At 62.8% G+C, this 18,505-nt stretch carries 13 protein-coding genes; 9 read left to right on the top strand and 4 right to left on the bottom strand.

Annotation, left to right across the window (positions count from 1 at the left end; genetic code table 11):
- Nucleotides 1-73: 73 nt before the first annotated feature.
- Nucleotides 74-1,885: an IlvD/Edd family dehydratase gene (locus tag EKO19_RS11075; RefSeq protein WP_129776481.1), complete on the bottom strand. Its 1,812-nt coding sequence runs from the start codon at nt 1,883-1,885 to the stop codon at nt 74-76.
- 24 nt (nt 1,886-1,909) lie between these two features.
- The gene (locus EKO19_RS11070; RefSeq protein ID WP_129776480.1) at nt 1,910-3,025 is read right to left on the bottom strand and encodes an aldose epimerase family protein; all 1,116 of its coding nucleotides are present in this window, start codon (nt 3,023-3,025) and stop codon (nt 1,910-1,912) included.
- 356 nt (nt 3,026-3,381) lie between these two features.
- On the opposite strand from EKO19_RS11070, the gene EKO19_RS11065 reads away from it, so the two are divergent.
- Both EKO19_RS11065 and EKO19_RS11060 read left to right on the top strand, forming a co-directional pair.
- Nucleotides 3,382-4,887 (top strand): amidohydrolase family protein, encoded by a 1,506-nt coding sequence (locus EKO19_RS11065; RefSeq protein ID WP_157995219.1) that lies wholly within the window; start codon nt 3,382-3,384, stop codon nt 4,885-4,887.
- Nucleotides 4,888-5,080: 193 nt separating this feature from the next.
- The gene (locus EKO19_RS11060; protein WP_157995218.1) at nt 5,081-6,838 is read left to right on the top strand and encodes a redoxin domain-containing protein; all 1,758 of its coding nucleotides are present in this window, start codon (nt 5,081-5,083) and stop codon (nt 6,836-6,838) included.
- 4 nt (nt 6,839-6,842) lie between these two features.
- On the opposite strand, the gene EKO19_RS11055 is transcribed toward EKO19_RS11060, so the two are convergent.
- Nucleotides 6,843-7,295, bottom strand: coding sequence for a response regulator (locus tag EKO19_RS11055; protein ID WP_129776477.1), 453 nt, complete (start codon nt 7,293-7,295; stop codon nt 6,843-6,845).
- A 438-nt stretch (nt 7,296-7,733) separates the two neighbouring features.
- On the opposite strand from EKO19_RS11055, the gene EKO19_RS11050 reads away from it, so the two are divergent.
- A complete protein-coding gene (locus EKO19_RS11050; RefSeq protein ID WP_129776476.1) occupies nt 7,734-8,348 on the top strand; it encodes a superoxide dismutase family protein in 615 nt (204 codons plus the stop codon).
- A 1-nt stretch (nt 8,349) separates the two neighbouring features.
- On the opposite strand, the gene EKO19_RS11045 is transcribed toward EKO19_RS11050, so the two are convergent.
- Nucleotides 8,350-10,095: an ArnT family glycosyltransferase gene (locus EKO19_RS11045; RefSeq protein ID WP_129776475.1), complete on the bottom strand. Its 1,746-nt coding sequence runs from the start codon at nt 10,093-10,095 to the stop codon at nt 8,350-8,352.
- 143 nt (nt 10,096-10,238) lie between these two features.
- On the opposite strand from EKO19_RS11045, the gene EKO19_RS11040 reads away from it, so the two are divergent.
- The 6 genes from EKO19_RS11040 to EKO19_RS11015 all read left to right on the top strand — a co-directional run bounded on the left by EKO19_RS11040 (nt 10,239) and on the right by EKO19_RS11015 (nt 18,377).
- The gene (locus tag EKO19_RS11040; RefSeq protein WP_129776474.1) at nt 10,239-11,936 is read left to right on the top strand and encodes a phosphoethanolamine transferase; all 1,698 of its coding nucleotides are present in this window, start codon (nt 10,239-10,241) and stop codon (nt 11,934-11,936) included.
- A gap of 82 nt (nt 11,937-12,018) precedes the next feature.
- Complete coding sequence (locus tag EKO19_RS11035; protein WP_129776473.1) at nt 12,019-12,600, top strand: RNA polymerase sigma factor; 582 nt, start codon at nt 12,019-12,021, stop codon at nt 12,598-12,600.
- Between the two features lie 4 nt (nt 12,601-12,604).
- The gene (locus EKO19_RS11030; protein WP_129776472.1) at nt 12,605-13,639 is read left to right on the top strand and encodes a FecR domain-containing protein; all 1,035 of its coding nucleotides are present in this window, start codon (nt 12,605-12,607) and stop codon (nt 13,637-13,639) included.
- Between the two features lie 54 nt (nt 13,640-13,693).
- The gene (locus EKO19_RS11025) at nt 13,694-15,364 is read left to right on the top strand and encodes a BamA/TamA family outer membrane protein (RefSeq protein ID WP_129776471.1); all 1,671 of its coding nucleotides are present in this window, start codon (nt 13,694-13,696) and stop codon (nt 15,362-15,364) included.
- A 3-nt stretch (nt 15,365-15,367) separates the two neighbouring features.
- A complete protein-coding gene (locus tag EKO19_RS11020; RefSeq protein ID WP_129776470.1) occupies nt 15,368-16,165 on the top strand; it encodes a phosphatase PAP2 family protein in 798 nt (265 codons plus the stop codon).
- Nucleotides 16,080-18,377 carry a TonB-dependent receptor plug domain-containing protein gene (locus tag EKO19_RS11015; protein WP_175597027.1) on the top strand — a complete coding sequence of 766 codons (2,298 nt, stop codon included), beginning with the start codon at nt 16,080-16,082 and terminating at the stop codon, nt 18,375-18,377. The genes EKO19_RS11020 and EKO19_RS11015 overlap by 86 nt, the downstream gene beginning before the upstream one ends.
- Nucleotides 18,378-18,505 lie beyond the last annotated feature (128 nt).

The following is an 18,505-nucleotide window of genomic DNA, read 5'->3' as shown; positions in this document are numbered from 1 at the left end:
TTCTTTTCCCTCATCCAGAAACAAAAACTCCCGCGCAAGGGTACCTCGCGCGGGAGCAGGTACGAACTGAAAATCAGTGATTGTGTCTGGGCACGCCCTTCGTCTGGACGAGGCGCTGATACTTCACTGCCGACTCGAGCACCGCGCCCGTCTCCGCCTGGCCGATATCCGCGCGCTGCATTTCCTGCCACGGCGTCTGGCTCGCGGGAATCGGGTAACCGCCCGCATCCTTCAACGCCTGACGGCGCTGGTTCAGCTCTTCGTCGCTGATCAGGATATTCGCCTCGCCCTTGCGCAAGTCGATGCGCACGCGATCGCCGGTTTTCAGCAGCGCCAGGCCACCGCCCACCGCCGCTTCCGGCGATGCATTCAAAATCGACGGCGAGCCCGACGTGCCCGACTGCCGGCCATCGCCGATACACGGCAGGTTGTGAATGCCCGCTTTGATCAGGTTCACCGGCGGCCGCATGTTCACCACTTCCGCCGCGCCCGGATAACCGATCGGACCAGCTCCTCGCATGAACATCATCGTGTCCTCATCGATGCCCAGCGACGGATCGTCGATGCGCGCGTGATAGTCCTCCGGACCATCGAACACGATCGCCCGGCCCTCGAACGCTTCCGGATCTTTCGGGTTCGACAGATAGCGCGCGCGGAACTCGTCCGAGATCACGCTCGTCTTCATGATCGCCGAATCGAACAGGTTTCCACGCAGCACCGTGAAGCCCGCGCGAGTCTTCATCGGCTCTTCAAACGGTTTGATGACCTTCGTATCCACGATGCTCGCGCCCCGGCAGTTGTCGCCGAGCGAACTGCCGTTCACAGTCAACGTCTTCTCATTGATCAAGCCCTGACGCATCAACTCCGCCACGACCGCCGGCACGCCACCGGCGCGATAGTAGTCCTCGCCGAGATACTCACCGGCTGGCTGGAGATTAACGAGTAAGGGGATGTCCAAACCGTACTTTTGCCAATCATCGATGCTCAGCTCGACGCCGATGTGCCGCGCCAGCGCATTCAAGTGAATCGGCGCATTGGTCGAACCGCCGATCGCGGAGTTCACACGGATGGCGTTGATGAAAGCGTCGCGTGTGAGGATGTCCGACGGCTTGCGGTCCGCCCACACCATTTCGACGATTTGCTTGCCGGTGAGATACGCGCATTCCTGGCGATCACGCAGCGGCGCGGGAATCGCGGCTGAGCCGGGCAGCGACATGCCAAGCGCTTCAGTGAGGCTGTTCATCGTCGTCGCCGTGCCCATGGTGTTGCAGTACCCGGTCGACGGCGCCGACGACGCCACCAGTTTGATGAAGCCCTGATAGTCGATCTCGCCGGCCGCCAGCAATTCACGAGCGCGCCACACGATGGTGCCCGATCCCGTGCGCACCCCTTTATACCAACCGTTGAGCATCGGCCCGACCGACAGCGCAATCGCCGGCATGTTCACCGTCGCGGCCGCCATCAGACAGGCCGGCGTCGTTTTGTCACAGCCAACCGTGAGCACCACCCCATCGAGCGGGTAGCCGAACAGCACTTCGACCAGGCCGAGATACGCCAGATTGCGATCCAGGCCCGCGGTCGGGCGCTTGCCGGTTTCCTGAATCGGATGCACCGGAAATTCCAGCACGATGCCGCCGGCCTCACGAATGCCTTCACGCACGCGCTCCGCCAGCACGAGGTGATGACGATTGCACGGCGACAGATCGCTGCCGGTCTGCGCGATGCCGATGATGGGCTTGCCGGACTGCAGCTCGGCCAGGGACAGGCCGAAGTTCATGTACCGCTCCAGATACAGCGCGGTCATGTCCGCGTTGGCGGGATCGTCGAACCAGGCACGCGAGCGCAGACGACGCGAAGCGGACGGAGTGGAATTGGATGAGCTCATTGTTGAAGCGTCTGGTTCGAAAGCTTAGGGAGCGACGGAGAACCGCAGCACCATGGTGTTCACGTACGTCTGTCCGGGATTCAGACGCGCGTTGGGAAAGTCGCTGCGGTTGGGCGAGTCTGGAAAGATTTGCGGCTCCAGACAGAAACCGTCGCCCTGCCGGTACACGCGCTTGCTCTTGCCGGTACTGGTGGCGTCCAGGAAATTGCCGGAATAGAACTGCACGCCCGGCGCGCTCGCGAGCAACTCCAGCACGCGACCCGAGTGCGGTTCTTCGACCTGCGCCGCCGGGCGCAAATGGCCAGCTTCGCCATCGACGATGTAGTTGTGGTCGTAGCCCCGGCCGATGCGCAGTTGCTCGTCACGCCCGTCGCGAATGCGCTCGCCGATCGTGTGAGGCTGAGTGAAATCGAACACCGTGCCGGCCACGGCGCGACGCTCGCCGGTGGGAATCAACGTGTCGTTCACCGGCGTGTACTTGCTCGCGAACAACGTCAGGCGATGCTCGAAGACATCGGTCGGCGTCGCCTCGCCCGCCAGATTGAAATAGCTGTGATTGGTGATGTTGACGATGGTCGGCTTGTCCGTCGTCGCGCGGTACTCGATGCCCAGCTCGTTCTTGTCGTTGAGCGTGTAGGTCGCGGTGACCTGCATGTTGCCGGGGTAGCCGCCTTCGCCATCGGCACTCATATAAGTGAGCACCGCGCGGGCGGGCGAACCGGGGCTGACGGACTCGATCTTCCACAGGACTTTGTCGAAGCCGCGCTTACCGCCGTGCAAGTGATTCGGGCCGTCATTGGTTTCGAGCCAATACTGCCTGCCGTCCAGCAGGAACTTGCCGGCGGCGATGCGGTTGGCATAACGACCCACCGTCGCGCCAAAGTACTGCGGCTGATCCAGATACTGTTGAGCAGTGGCGTAGCCGAGCACCACGTCGGCCGACTTGCCGTGCCGGTCCGGCACCTGCAACTGCTGAACGACCCCGCCGAGCGCCAGGATGCGCACCGACATGCCCTTGGCATTGGCCAGCTCGACCGACTCGACTTTCCGGCCATCGGCCAGCGTTCCGAACTCACCCCGGCGGGCTTCCACCGCCCCCGCCACCGACACACCCAAACTATTGATCACGAGCACTCCCATCAGCCATCGAGCCGTTCCGACACCCTTACGCCGGTCTCGACCGGACGCAGTGGGGACCTTGCCTGCCGCGGCGTTGCGGCCCAACGAAACTAACTGTTCTTGTGTCACGAAAACCCTGGCCGGCGACTGGGGAAATGCATTCTAATACTCAGACAAAATGTCATCAATTGGCGCCACAAACAAGCCGCAAAATCCCCTTAAATGGCCGGGTCGACCGCGTAACCCGGCTCCGGCCGCTGCCTTTGGCAGCTCGATCGCGCAGAATCGGGCCACCGGGCGGTTCACCGGGCGTCTCGCTCTGCGTGTGGGTTCAGCGCATTCCGCTCGCCCGGCACCTCCCTCAGGAGTCAGTCATCGTGAAAGGAAATCAGCAGGTCGCCGGGATGATCTGCCTGGCATTCGGGCTCCTGAGCGCGATGGTCGCCCCGGCCCGAGCCGCCGAGCTGGTGATCGAGCAGGTCACGGTCGTTTCGCCCCAGCTCGCCGCGCCTCAGCTCAAGCAGAACGTCCTGATCCGAGATGGACGGATCGTGTCCGTCAGCCCGAAGCCGGTCAGCGCCGCCACGGGCGCCACTCGTATCGACGGAAAGGGCAAGTTTCTCACGCCCGGCCTGATGGACTCGCATGTTCATGTCGGCGAGGTGCCCGGCTTTCCTCTCCTCACCGACGCCGACCCTGCGCTGAGCGCGATACGTGATGCCTACACGCGCCAGCAACCTCGCAGCTATCTCTATTACGGCGTTACTCAAGTACTGAACCTGCTCAGCTCGTCCGAAGCCGCCGCGGCGTTCGAGGTGCAGCCTCAGCATCCCGATTTGTATCGTTGTGGCGCGGCGGTCGTGCTCGACGGTTATCCGACAGCGTTCATCGAGGACAAGGCCGTTCGATACAAGGCGATGCCGGACTATATCTACGAGCCCGCGAACGCCGCGAAACATCCGCTGCCGGCCGGAGCGGACCCGGCTCAACACACGCCCGAAGCCATCATCGGCAAGCTCGCGACGAGCGACGTTCGCTGTATCAAGATCTTCATCGAGGACGGCTTCGGCCCCGCGAGCGACTGGCCCATCATGAGCAAAGAAACGTTGCAGCGGGTGCGCGCCGAGACTCGCAAGCGCGGCTTGCTGCTGATCGCGCATGCCAATGCCATCGACATGCAGCGCATCGCCGTCGAGGCGCAAGTCGATGTGCTCGCGCATGGCTTGTGGAACTGGAATGAATATTCCACCGATCAAGGCGTGCCGCCGGTCATCGCCGCGCATCTGCGCGAGATTCACGCAAAGAAAATCGGCTATCAACCGACGTTGCGAGTGATCGCAGGCCTGGCGGACTTGTTTCGCGAAGACACGTTGAAAGACCCCGCCTACGCAAAGGTCGTGCCGCCCGCATTGCTGGCGTGGTACTCGACGCCCGCGGGCCAATGGTTCAAGGAAGAAATGCGCAAAGGCATGGGCGGCGTGCCGGATCTGAAAGCCATGCACACCTACATGGTCATCAGCTCGTACGGCATGCGCGCCACCAAATATCTCAGCGACCTCGGCCACCCGCTGCTGCTCGGGAGCGACACACCGTCCGCACCGACATTCGGTGCGCAGCCGGGCTATGACACGTATCGTGAGATGCGCATGATGGCGCAGTCCGGCGTTCCGTTACCCGCGATCTTCCGCGCCGGCACGATCAACAACGCCAGGCAATTCGGCCTCGACAAGGATTACGGCACCGTCGAAGCGGGCAAGGTGGCGAACCTGTTGCTCCTGACCGCGAATCCGCTGGAAACGATGCGCGCCTGGACCAGCATCGACCGCGTCATCCTGCGCGGCTCGGCCATCAAACGTGAATCACTGGCGGCGCCCCGGGAATAGTTCCGCCTGACGGCATGAAAGGCGCCGTTACAGAAGCGCAAGGATTCTTGACATTCATTAGTGACATTTGACCCGCGCGCGGATGGACACTCTCGCGGCCGCGGACGCAGACTGCATATTCCGTCCCCGCCGGCGCGGGGGCACGGACATACAGTCACGGGCGAGTTCAATGGCACGAGTTGAGGCAATGCGCATGAAGCAAGGATCCAAGCTGCCCGGTATCGTGACTGCCCTGGCGCTGTCAGGCGCGATCGGCCCGGCGCTGGCCCTCAACTCCGGCGACACGGTCGACAACTTTCGCCTGCTCGATCACACCGGCGCGTCGCGCCAGCTCTACTACCTCTCCGACATGAAGGCCGTCGTGCTGATGGCTCAGGGCAATGGCTGCGAGGTCGTTCGCAAGTCATTGCCGGAGATGCAGGCGCTGCGAGATAAATATCGCGCGCAGGGCGTCGAGCTGTTGATGATCAACTCCAACCTCGCCGACACGCGCGACGCCATCGTGAAAGAAGCCAGGGCGCAAGGCATCGACCTGCCCATCCTGCTCGATGAGACTCAAATCATCGGCGAATCGCTGGGCCTGAAACGCAACGGCGAATTGCTGGTCATCAACACCAAAGGCTGGAAGGTTGCGTATCGTGGGCCGGTGTCCGCTGGCGGCACACCCTACGCGGCCAACGCGCTCGACGCGGTGCTCAACGCCAGGCCGGTAAAGACCGCGCAGGTCGATGCCAGCAAGGGCAAGGGCTGCGATCTGAAATTCCCCGAAGCCGATCGCAAGCACGCGCACGCGACCATCTCTTATGAGAAGACCATCGCGCCCATGCTCATCGACAACTGCGTCACCTGCCATCGCCAGGGCGGCATCGGTCCGTGGCAGATGACCAGCTACGACATGATCAAAGGCTTCAGCCCGATGATTCGCGAGGTGGTGCGCACCGAGCGCATGCCGCCATGGCACGCCGATCCGCACTACAACGTGTTCTCCAACGATCGGTCGCTGAGCAAGGAGGAGATCAAGAACCTCGTGCACTGGATCGAAGCAGGCTCGCCGCGCGGTACGGGCAGCGATCCGCTCAAGGACCTGAAGAAACAATGGCCGGAGTGGGCGCTCGGCGAGCCGGACCTGATCGTCGAGATTCCCGCGTTCGACGTGCCGGCGACCGGCGTGATTCCGTATCAAATGCCGAGTGCCGACAATCCGCTCGGTCGCGACGTGTGGGTCCGCGCCGTCGACTTCCGGCCCGGCGATCGCACCGTGCTCCATCACATCATCGCGACCATGGGCGCGAACGCGGAGAGCGTGCGCGATGGCGGCAGTCTCGGCGGTTACGTGCCGGGCGCGGGTCCAATGGTGTTGCCCGCGGAAACGGGCGTGCTGATCAAGAAGGAGGCGAAGTTCTTCTTCCAGATGCACTACACGGTGAGCGGCAAACCCGCTCGCGACGTGAGTCGCATGGGTTTGTATTTCCGGAAAGACGCGCCTCAGTATCAGATGCGCAGCGCCGTTCTGCTCAACCCGCGCCTGAAGATTCCGGCGAACACCAAGGAGCACACCGAGTCGGCATCCAAGACGTTCGACCACGATGTGATCGTCTACAACTTGCTACCTCACTCGCACTTCCGCGGCAAGGCGTCGGACTTCATCGCCACCTATCCGGATGGGCGCACTGAAACGTTGCTGTCAGTGCCGAACTACGACTTCAACTGGCAGACCACTTACGAACTCAAGACTCCGAAGCTGCTGCCCGCGGGGACCAAGGTCACGCATCACACGACCTGGGACAACTCGGCGCAGAACAAAGCCAACCCCGATCCCAATCGGGAAGTGCCGTGGGGTCAGCAGACTTGGGACGAAATGCTCTACGGTGTGATTCGCTATCGCTACGTGAACGAGAGCGACGCGCCTGCTGCTCCGCCAGCGAAGGTGTCGCAGACTTCAGGCGACTAGTCCGCTAATGAAACAACTGCAGCGCTCGCGGTATCGACGCCTCGGGCGCTGGCTTCCCTTCCAGAATCGCCGCGATGATCTCGATACTCAGCGGCAGGTCGGCGGGGTTGTAGGGCTTACCGATAAAGCCCACCGCCAGATGCTGATTCTGGAACGCGGACGGATGCTGAGCGCTGACGAATACAGCGGCGACATGCAGGTCCCGCAATCGCTTCGCCAGCTCGACGCCGTCGCCGGCGTGCATCAGATCGATATCGATGAGAGCGAGGGCCGGATGACCGGTACGTGCCAGCTCCAACCCTTCTTCGAGGGTGGCTGCCGGTCCCAATGTCTTGTGTCCCGCATGCTCCAGCTCGGCAACCGTGCTCAGCGCGCAAATGGGCTCATCCTCAACGACCAATATCAACATCTTCGTTTCGATTTGCGTCAGCGTCTCCTGAAAATGGCAACGTCGCATGGACACGAATCGTTCCTGCACCCGACCGTAAAGTCGAGCGACGATCGTCAGGGAATCAATCGCATAGCCGACGCGACTACGCGAAAGCCGAAGCTCAGTTCAGGTAGATGCCGGGCCGAGCCCGCTTGCCGTCGGCGCCGCGCACGTCGATCCGAGCCCAGGTCGCGGATTGCTTGGCCAGCACGCTGAGCTGGCCGCCCCGCGACGGTCGACTTCTTAATAAGTGGCGTTCAGCTCGAGCGTACGGTCGCGTGAGCCGCCGGTGTCGACGAATACATTGCCGGCGCGGATTATTGGCCACATCCTGGAGTGACGCAGCCGTGACACCCCATGATTTTCAGAAGAAACAAAACAAAATGTAATTTCATCTCGCCGTTCGCGCGGAACGCAATCAATGCGTCACGGATTAACCTCGGTTCGTTCACGCGAGGTGCTCCGATGAAAACTGCCAGCCTGATCGCAGCCGCTCTATTGCTCGCCGCCTGTGGTCAAAAAGAGCACGCTGCTCCAACGTCCGCCGCGCCACCACCGGCGGGTGACGGACCTTCAGTTGCAACAACTACCGAGCCCGACACCACAGCGACCGCCGAGGCCACCGCTGGCGCGGCCGTGAAGCTCTCACCCACTAAAGGCAACACAGCCAACGGTGCTTTGAAAATTACAGCCGCCGGCACGGGCGTAAAAATTTCGGGCATGGTTCAGGGCCTGCCACCGGACAGCGAGTTCGGTTTTCATTTTCATGAGAAAGGCGATTGCAGCGCGCCCGACGCGACCAGTGCCGGCGCCCACTTCAATCCAGGTAGCCAGAACCATGGCAACCCGCAAGCTCAGCCGCATCACGCCGGTGACATGCTGAACGTGAAGTCGGATGCGCAAGGCGTGGCCGAGGTGAGCATCGACAATCACGATGTTTCATTGCAGACGGGTCAGCCGAACGACATTCTCGGCAAGGCCATCGTGATACATGCCAAGCCCGACGACTACGCGACGCAGCCGTCCGGCAACTCCGGCGACCGCATCGCTTGCGGCGTCGTGGCGATTCAGACGAATTGATTCAGTCGGCAGCCCGCGGTGGCGGCGCGTAGCGATATAGCGCCGCCGGTTTGCCCCGGGCCACGCACTGCCCGCTCGGCTTGCCGCGCACGATGAACCATTCCGAGCGATTGGCCGTGCCCAGAGACTGACTGGCCGTGTCGGCGAAGCACAGCTTCCGCGCGTAATCACTGACGACCAACTGACGACTCGGCGAACCGCTCAACCAGAGCGCTGCGTCCGCTGCTTCTTGATCGGCTTCTCGCCAGCGCGCGTGCCCGAAATGAACGATGGGGCGATGCACGTTGAGCAGATACTGCTCCTTGAAGCCGACGAAGCCGAGCTCGGCGCTCGGATCGTCCATCTGCTCGACACGATTGATGAATGCCTGGCCCGAGCGGGCAGTGTTCATCGCCGGGTTGACCCAGTAGCTCACCGTGAGCAACACGACGGCGAGCATTCCCGTGTACGCGAGGACTCCTCGCACGGGCCTCGTGAGTGCGCAGATCAGAGCGCCGGTGACGCCGATCAATAGCAACGGACCGAAGACATCGATCTCGTAGCTGGCGATCAACTCGAGACGTTTATCCGGTCGCAAATGAGACACGTAGATCGCGCCCAGCAGACACACCGTCGCGAGCAGCGCCGCCAGAATGAACATCGCCCGCTGCACGCCGCGACGCTGAATCAGTTCCAGCAGATACGGCCCGGTCGCAAGCGCGAGTGCCGGCACCGCGGGTAGCACATAAACACCCCGCTTGCCGCTGCTGAAACTGAAGAACAACACGACCAGCACGACCCAAGCGGTGAGCAATGCAACTCGCAAGTCACCCGACTGCCAGGCTTTGAGCCATCGAGGCGCGAGCCACGGCAACAACAGTGTGAGTGGCAACCACAGGCCCGGAATCACCTGAACGATGAAATACCAGAACGGCTCGCGGTGATGCCACGCGTCGGTGTAACGCCCGACGGTTTGATGAAACAGGATCTCGTCGCGATAGGCCGCGATGGTCGGATCGGCGTTGGCCGCCAGCAGCATCGGCACCAGCCACGTCCCCACCGCGAGCAAGAAGGCCACTGGCCCGATGAACCACAACGCGACGCTCGAGCCTTGCATGCGCGGCGACCAACGCGGGCCGCGCATCACCGCAAAAGGAATCAGGATCAACAACGGCAGGAAGCCGACGCCTTTGGTGATCACACCGAATCCGGCGGCCGCCCAACCCACCGCGTACCAGCCCCACGAGGGCCCGAGTAGCAAGTGGCGCACCAGGCCATACAGACCGAGCACCACCCAAAACAGCAACGTCGCATCGATCTGCGCCTGGCGTACTTGCCAGACAAATTGCACCGTCAGCAGCAATGCCAGCGCGGCCGCCAGCCCGGTCTCGCGATTCCAGAGACGACGGCCGAGATCGTAGATGAGCAGCAGGCACGCCAGGCCGCTCAACAAGGAAGGCACCAGAAAGGCGATTCGCAACGAACCGACCACCGTCAGGCACAGCCCCATGATCCAGAAGAACAGCGGCGGCTTGTCGGCGTAGACATCGCCACCCACTCGCGGCACCAGCCAGTCGCCGGTGGCCACCATGTCGCGAACGATCAGCGCGAAGCGCGGCTCGTCGGCGGGCCAGGGATCGCGCAGCCCGAGGCCGGTCGCGATGAGCAGCAAGCCGAGCCCCACCAGCCAGAAAAGGTCGAGTCGGACGTCGCGTGTGCTGTTACTGCCCACACGGAACAACCCTTGCACCCAACTCGCCTGCATCATTCGTTCTTACCCTCATTGCGGCGCTGATTATGCACTGACCGACCGCAAATCCGGGTTGGACGGCCCCTGCGGGAAAAACCAATCGCGATTTCGGGACTTTTTTGTTCGATTGATCGCCGTATGGACGAACGTCCAACGAAGCGATGCAAACTCAACCCGTTGCGGCCCCGTCACTGCCCTTGTCGATCCGTCTACGCGAACGCTGGGCCGGCGGAATTCCCTGCGCCTCGGATGTCGCCTTCGCGTTCGGCGTCTCCTTCATCTGGCTGGTCCTGTACAACGTCCGCTTCTGGGAACTGTCGGCTCAGGCCATGTGGCACCCAAGCGTGGGTTCGGCACTGTTCATGGCGTCGCTCGGCGTTCTCGCATGGGTGGTGCTGGCGCTGTTGCTGCTGTTGGCGCCGACTCGCCGGGTGATGCGGGCGGCCGCCAGCCTGATGTTCATCGCCGCCGCGCTCGGCGCGTACTTCATGAGCGAGTACGGCGCCATCATGAATCAGGAGATGATGCGCAACGTGATCCAGACCGACCGCGCCGAGGCCGGCGCGTTGATGAACGGCGATCTGGCTCTGCATGTCACGCTGCTGGGAGTACTGCCCGCGTTGCTGGTGTGGCGGGTTCGATTGCCGGCAACGAACTGGCGCTCGCAACTTCGGCGACGCGCCATCGCCATCGTCGCCGGGCTCGGCGTGGCTTTCGCGGGCGTGTTCGCCAACTCGGCCGACTATGCGACATACTTTCGCGAGCACAAGCCGATTCGCTATACGCTCAATCCGATAGCCCAGCTCGTCAGCATGACCGGCCTGCTCTCCGACAGTCGCAAGTCGCGCGCCGACGTGCCGCTGATCGATCCCGCCGGCAAGATCGAGCGCACGACGGCGACTTCGAGCAAGCCGCTGGTGTTGTTCCTGGTGGTTGGCGAGACCGCGCGGGCCGCGAACTTCCAATTGGGCGGCTACGCTCGCGAGACCAATCCCGAGCTGAAGCAGATCTCCGGCGTCACTTATTTCTCGAACACGGCGTCGTGCGGCACCTCGACGGCCATCTCGGTGCCGTGTCTGTTCTCACATCTGCCGCGCACCGAGTTCAAAGTCGATGAGGCGGGTCGCTACAAGAACCTGCTCGACTCGCTGGTTCAGGCTGGCTTCGACGTGCAATGGCGCGACAACAACTCCGGTTGCAAAGGCGTCTGCGGCCGCGTGACCAGCGTCGACTACAACCAGCACCCGGACCGGCGGTACTGCACCGATTCGAACTGTTTCGACGCCGTGATGCTCGACGATCTGCCGCAGACCCTGCGCAAGATCGAGCGCGATACGGTGATCGTATTTCATCAGAAGGGCAGCCACGGCCCGTACTACTCGGAGCGCTATCCGCCGGAGTTCGAGCGCTTCCGGCCGGCGTGCCACTCCAATCAGCTCCAGCACTGCACTCAGCAGGAAATCACCAACGCGTACGACAACACGATCGCGTACACGGACCATGTGCTCGCCAGCCAGATAAGAATGCTGCGTGAGGCCAGCTCGCGGATCGACAGCCTGCTGATTTATGTCTCCGACCATGGCGAGTCGCTGGGTGAGAATGGCATTTACTTACACGGCATGCCGTACGCCTTCGCGCCGGCCGCGCAGAAGGAAGTGCCCATGCTGATGTGGACCTCGGAGGGTTATGTCCGACGCACCCAGCTGCAGCCGGACTGCCTGGGCACCGAAGCCAAGTTGCCGATCAGCCACGATTTTTTCTATCACACGGTGCTGGGGGCAGCCGAAATGCGCAACCAGGCCTATGATCGGCGCCTGGACCTGATCGCCGGCTGTCGCCGTGGTGGCGGCGCCGAGTAGCGGCGATTGATTTGGCGCCCTTGCCCGTCTTACCTATCAAGTGAGCTCAGAACAAAGCACCGATAACGCTCTGATCGCCGCCATGTTGCGCGGGGATGAGGCCGCTTTTCGGCGCTTTTTCGAAACTTATTTTCCGCGTGTCTACCGGTTTGCCCTGCCCAGGCTGGGCAACGACGCCGAGGCCTGTAAAGAAGTGGTGCAAGCAACGCTGGTCAAAGCAATGCGCGGTCTGGCCGGTTTCCGCGGCGAGGCGGCCCTGTTCAGCTGGTTGTGCCAGATCTGTCGGCGCCAGATTGCGGACCATCTGCGCGCTCACAAGCGGCATCATCAGAACGTAGTGCTGATCGACGACACTCCGGGTCTGCGCGAGGCGTTGGAATCCATCGCCGCGCCCGCCTCGGACGAGCCCATGCAGGGCTATGGCACCGCCGAGACCCGCCGGCTGGTGCAATCCGTCCTGGATCGGCTGCCATCGCGTTATGGCGATGTGCTGGAATGGAAATATATCGAGGGACGCAGCGTCGAGGAGATCGGCGAGCTGCTCGGCGTCGGACACATAGCGGCGCAATCGCTGCTGGCCCGCGCCCGCACGGCATTTCGCGAGGCTTTGGAAACTGTCTTTGGGTCGACTGCGAGCGACGTGCTCGCCGGTATGAGAAAGTAGCGCCATGACGACGGTACCCGACGAACCCGAGTCTAACGACGCCAGCATCGAAGCGTTGCTTCGAGAGGTTGGCGCGCGCGACGAGCCATCCGCCGCCGCGGCCAGTGAAGTCATGTCGGCCGTGCACGCCGAGTGGCTCACCATCGTGCAACAGAGGAAGCATCAGCAACGCGTCGTTGCCTGGCGGGTGGCGGCCGGCGTGGTGCTCGCTGTATTGGTCGCCACTTTCAGTTATCGATACCTGACGCCGGCGCCCGAGCAGGTGGCCAGCATCGTGAACATCGACGGTCATCTGTTGGCGAGTGACGGCGACAGCGGTGCCCAGGCTCGTAACGTCGGACAGCTCATTCACGTTGGCGACAGCATGCAAACCGACGGGCAGTCGCGTGCCGCTGTCGCTTTCACGGACGGCCTGTCATTACGACTCGATCACGATACCAAGCTCACCATCGACGCGACCGATCGCGTCACGTTGGCCTCGGGCGCCATCTACATCGACTCGCCGCCGGGACTCAGCGCTGCCAACGCTCTGACGGTCGACACGACAGCCGGATCGGTCCAGCACCTCGGCACTCAGTACGAAGTGCGCGCTCACTCCGATGCGATGGTGGTCAGCGTCCGCGAAGGTCGCGTGCGCGTGACCAGCTCGAACAGTTCGAACACCGGCGAAGCGGGACAAGTATTGCGACTGACGACTGCCGGCGAACTGACTCGCGGCGCGCTCGCCGCCACCGATCCTCACTGGGATTGGGCACAGCAAGCCGCGCCTGATTTCGACATCGACAATCAGTCGCTGGCGCTGTTCCTGCAATGGATCGCTCGCGAGACGGGCCGTCATCTCGTTTATTCCACACCGCAAGCCGCAGCGGCCGCCGAAGCAGTGAAACTGCGCGGTTCCATCGCGGGTCTCGATGCAGATGTGGCATTGACCACGGTGCTCGCAACGACCCAGCTGCGTCGTTATCAAACAAAGTCGGACGAGATCGGCATCGAGCTCGCGCCGATTGATTCAACCACGCCCACGCGTCAAACCCACTGAGCGCTTCAGCGAGGTCGCGAATCATCGCGACCCTGAAACGGCGATGGGGGTTCGATGCGACGCTTCACCACGTTTGCGATCACTACTACCGCGTCGACGCTGTTCGTCGCACCTCTGGTCCACGCCAGCGACACCAAAGTCGCGATGCTTCCCGGCCGACTCGCATTCGATCAAGCACACCTGCCGCCGGACGCCGAGCTCGAGAAACGCGGCGCCACCATCGGCCGCATCGAAATTCGCATCGACGAGGTGTTCGAAGAAACGACAACGTCGCTGGCGGCGCCCTATCGCGTCGTCAACGGTTTGCATATTTCCACGCACGACGAAACAGTGCGTCAGCAGTTGTTATTCCAAAGCGGCGAGCCCTTTCATCGCCGCGTGCTCGATGAAACTGCACGTTTGCTCCGCGACCAGCGCTATCTCAATGAAGCCTCCGTCACCGTGCTCCGCTACAATGAGGACAACACCGTCGACGTCGAGGTGCGCGTGCACGACGTCTGGACCCTGAATCCCGGTTTTTCCTTCGGCCGCAAAGGCGGCGAGAACAGCACGCGCTTGAAATTCCAGGACACCAATTTTCTCGGCTTGGGAAAGCAGGTCGCGATGGAGCGCAGCAGCGACGTCGATCGCACGGCCTGGCGCCTGACTTACGTCGATCCGCATCTGTTCGGCAGCTGGTGGACGCTCTCCACCGCTTATTCATCGATGAGCGACGGCACCGAAAAGGCATTGGGTCTGTCCCGGCCGTTCTATGCACTCGACTCCCGCTGGAGTGCCAATGTCGGTGCGTCCGACATCGACAGCGCGATCTCACGTTACTCGCTCGGCAAACGTATCGAACGTTTCGAGATGGGCGAGCGACTGTTCGAAATCGGCGGCGGCATTTCGTCCGGCCTGCACGATGGCTGGACCACGCGCTATCTCGGCGGCTTCCGCTACGACGAGCGCTCTTTCACCACACGCCTGGATGAGCCCAACGTGGCGCTGCCCGACGATCGCACGGTCGCGTATCCCTGGGTCGGCATCGAAATGCTCGAAGACAATTATCTGAGCACGCGCAACCTGGATCAGATCGGCCGCACCGAAGACGTTCATCTGGGCCGCAGCGCCCGCTTCGAAGCAGGCTTCGCCAGCACCGTGTTCGGCTCGACACGCGATGCTCTGGTCTTGAGCGGCGAGCTGGCCGCCGGCGCCGATCTCAGTCACGAGCGTTATCTCATCAATAGCGTGGGCTGGCATGGCCGATTGGAAGGCGGCTCGGTCGCCGACGCGGTGCTCGACGCCAACAGCCGCTTTTATCTGCGCCAGTCCGAGCACCGGGTGTTCTTTGCCTCGGTCACTGCGTCGCTCACCTCCAATCTCGATCCGGAGAAACAGCTCCTGCTGGGCGGCGACAACGGTCTGCGCGGCTACCCATTGCGCTATCAGGCGGGTAAGACCAACGCCCTGGTGACCCTGGAAGAGCGCTTCTACAGCAACTGGCAACCGCTGAAGCTGGTGAACGTCGGCGGCGCCGTGTTCTTCGATACCGGCCGCGCCTGGGGGCAGGATCAATATGCCGCGGCCCCCGCAGGCTGGCTCTCCGATGTCGGTATCGGTTTGCGACTCGGCAGCGCCCGTTCCGGCCTGGGCAATGTGCTGCACATCGATCTGGCGATGCCGCTGAACCGGCGCAACGACATCGATTCCCTGCAATTGTTGATCGAAACCAAGAAGTCCTTCTGACGCATGCCAACCCCGATGTTTTACTGGCGCCATCTGCGCGTGCCGTTGGTGCTGTTCGTGCTGCTCGCCGCCCTGCTGGCCAGCACGACCCTCGATATATCCATCGCGCATGCGCTGTATTTCGACGAGGCTCAGTCCCGCTGGATCGGCGCGGGCAGCTGGTGGACCAACGAGCTGATCCATCGCGACGGCACCTGGTTGATGCGGACCGTGGCCTTCCTGGCACTGGCACTGTGGGCAGCGACCTGGGCGCGCCCGCAATTGCACGTATTGCGTAGGCCCTCGCTGTACTTCTTCGTCTCGGTGGTGCTGTCGGTGGGCTTGGTGGGCTTGCTGAAAACGCTGACCAATGTCGATTGCCCGCGCGACCTGACCGAGTTCGGCGGAGCGTTCCCGTTCGTTCATCTGTTCGAGCATCGCCCCGCAGCGCTGCGCCACGCCCAATGCTTTCCTGCCGCGCATGCCAGCTCCGGTTATGCGCTGCTGGCCTTATACTTCGTGTTTCGCGAGCGCAGCCGCAAGGTGGCGCGATTCGGCCTGGCCGCCGGCCTGTTGATGGGCCTGGTGTTCGGCATCGCTCAACAGTCCCGTGGCGCGCATTTCCTGTCGCACGATGTGTGGAGTGCGATGCTGGTGTGGACGGTCGCGCTGTCTGCGTACACTTTCATTTTCAAGGCCCGTCTATGGAATCCGGCCCCGTCTCAATGGGAAAGCAATGAAGTCAGCGCTGCGGCGCCTCGCCTGCCTGTCGACGGGACTGTTGATGTGCCATACCGCAGTGGCGCAGCTGCAGGGTCGTAGCGTCGGCGACGTACTCAAGGAGCTGCGCAGCCAGGGCCTGATCTTCATCTACAACGACCAGATCGTACCGGCGACGCTGCGCATCGAAGTCGAACCGGAAGCCAGTCACGGCATGGAGCTGGCCCGCGAGATTCTGGCCGCGCACGGCTTGACGGTTTCCGAAGCGGCGCCTCGCGTTTATGCGGTGGTTCGCAATTCGACCAACACCCCGCCGCCCCGTCCGCCGTCACCGCCACAGCCACAGAACGCGCAACTGGAAGAAGTGGTCGTGCAGACCAGCCGCTACGTGCTGGCCGCCGAGAGCATCGCGCCCAAGAACTTTCTGACTCAGGACGAAGTGCAGGCGATGCCGCGCCTGGCGGATGAAACATTGCGGGCCGTGCAGCGCTTGCCCGGTGCGGCGACCAACGGCGTCTCGAGCATCGGACCGATTCGCGGCGGCGAGCCGAACGAGACCGCCATTTTGCTGAACGGCCTGCGGCTGTATGAGCCGTTTCATCTCAAGAACTTCTACAGCCCCATCAGTCTGCTGGACTCGCGGCTGATCGACGGCATCGAATTCTATTCAGGCGGCTTCCCGGCGCCGTATGGCGATCGCATGAGCGCCATCATCGACGCTCATACCATTCGCCCGACCGGGCGTTACTACGAAGCCGGCATCAGCTTCTTCAATACCAGCGCGCTGGCCGCCACCAGTTTCGACGGCGGCCGCGGCCAGGCATTGATCTCCGCCCGACGCGGCAATCTCGGCGAGCTCGCGCAATTCGCCGAAGAGGATTTTGGCAAGCCCGACTATTCGGATGGCTTCGCCCGCGCGGAATACGCGTTGAGCGACGACACCCGGATTTCCTTCGACGCGCTCGCGTCCGGCGATCAGATCGTCGCCAAGCGCGAAGCGGGAACGCAGCAGGCGCGCGCCAAGTATCGCAACGTCTACGGCTGGCTCACCCTCGACCACAACTGGTCGTCGCGCCTGTCGAGCCGCGTGATCGGTTCGTTCACCGACCTGGTCAACGAACGGCGCGGCTATGTCGATCAACCCGGGCAGCGCACCGGCCAGGTGAAAGACGATCGTTCCTTTCATGTCGCCGGACTGCGGCTGGAGAACAGCTGGGACGCGGGCGGCATCACGCATCGTTTCGGCGGCGAGGTCCGCAAGCTGTGGGGCGACTACGACTACGCACTCGATCTGACGGTCGCTCCCAACTATCCCTTTCCAGGGTTGCCCGGTTCGGTGACCACCCGCCGCGCCTCGCCGGCACCCGAGGGCTTTGAGAACTCGGCCTATTGGGACATGCGAACGACGCTGGCCCAGCGCTGGACGGTCGAGGCCGGCCTGCGCGTCGACGTGCAGACTTACGACGGCACCGACGACGGCGAGCAACTGAGCCCGCGCCTGAGCGTGATGTATTCCTTGTCGCCGGACACCAAGCTGCGTGCCGGCTGGGGACGTTTCTTCCAGTCCCAAGGCATCAACGAGCTGCAGGTCGAGGACGGGGTCTCGCAGTTCTATCCCGCCCAGCATGCCGATCACACTATCCTGAGCCTGGAGCATGCCTTCGACGACGGCTTCAACATGCGCGTCGAGGCCTATCGCAAATACTATCGACGCATCAACCCGCGCTTCGAGAACATGCTCGATCCCCTGGTGCTGTTTCCAGAAGCGGAGTTCGATCGCGTCATGGTCGACGCGCACAGCGCGCGTGCCGAAGGCGTCGAAGTGCTGATGCAAATGAGGCCGCGGGGCCCGTGGAGTGGCTTCCTCAGTTACACGTGGTCACAGGTCACGGATCGAATCGGCACCGAAGATGTGCCACGCAGCTGGGATCAGCGACATGCCATCAATCTCGGTGTGACCTGGGCGAGCGGGCCGTGGACCGCCACACTCATCGACAGTTATCACAGCGGCTGGCCGACCACGGTGCTGCCCCTCGATCCGGTGAGCGGCGTGCCGATCGTCGACGCGTCGGCCCGCAATCGCAGCCGCCTGCAGGACTTCAATTCGCTGGATATGCGGCTGACCCGAACCTTCCTGATGCCGCGGGGCGCGCTGGACGTGTTCGTCGAACTCACCAACGCGACGTCGCGCGAGAATCCCTGCTGTGTCGAGTACAAGGCCCGGCAGAACGCCGACGGCTCGACCAGCTACCAGCGCGATCTCAATTCCTGGCTGCCGCTGGTGCCGTCCGCCGGAGTGCTGTGGCGGTATTGATCGCGCCGGGCCGGCGGATGATGCTTGTCACAAGAAGCCTTACCCTTGGTAATCTAAGCCTACCGGCGCGGGGGAAATGTACGTACCGATGCTTCGAACGTGACCGGGCGCACACGGCGCCGGTCGCG

The organism is Peristeroidobacter soli, from assembly GCF_004138485.1.
GTDB lineage: Bacteria > Pseudomonadota > Gammaproteobacteria > Steroidobacterales > Steroidobacteraceae > Steroidobacter > Steroidobacter soli.
This window is presented reverse-complemented; position numbering and strand designations above follow the sequence as displayed.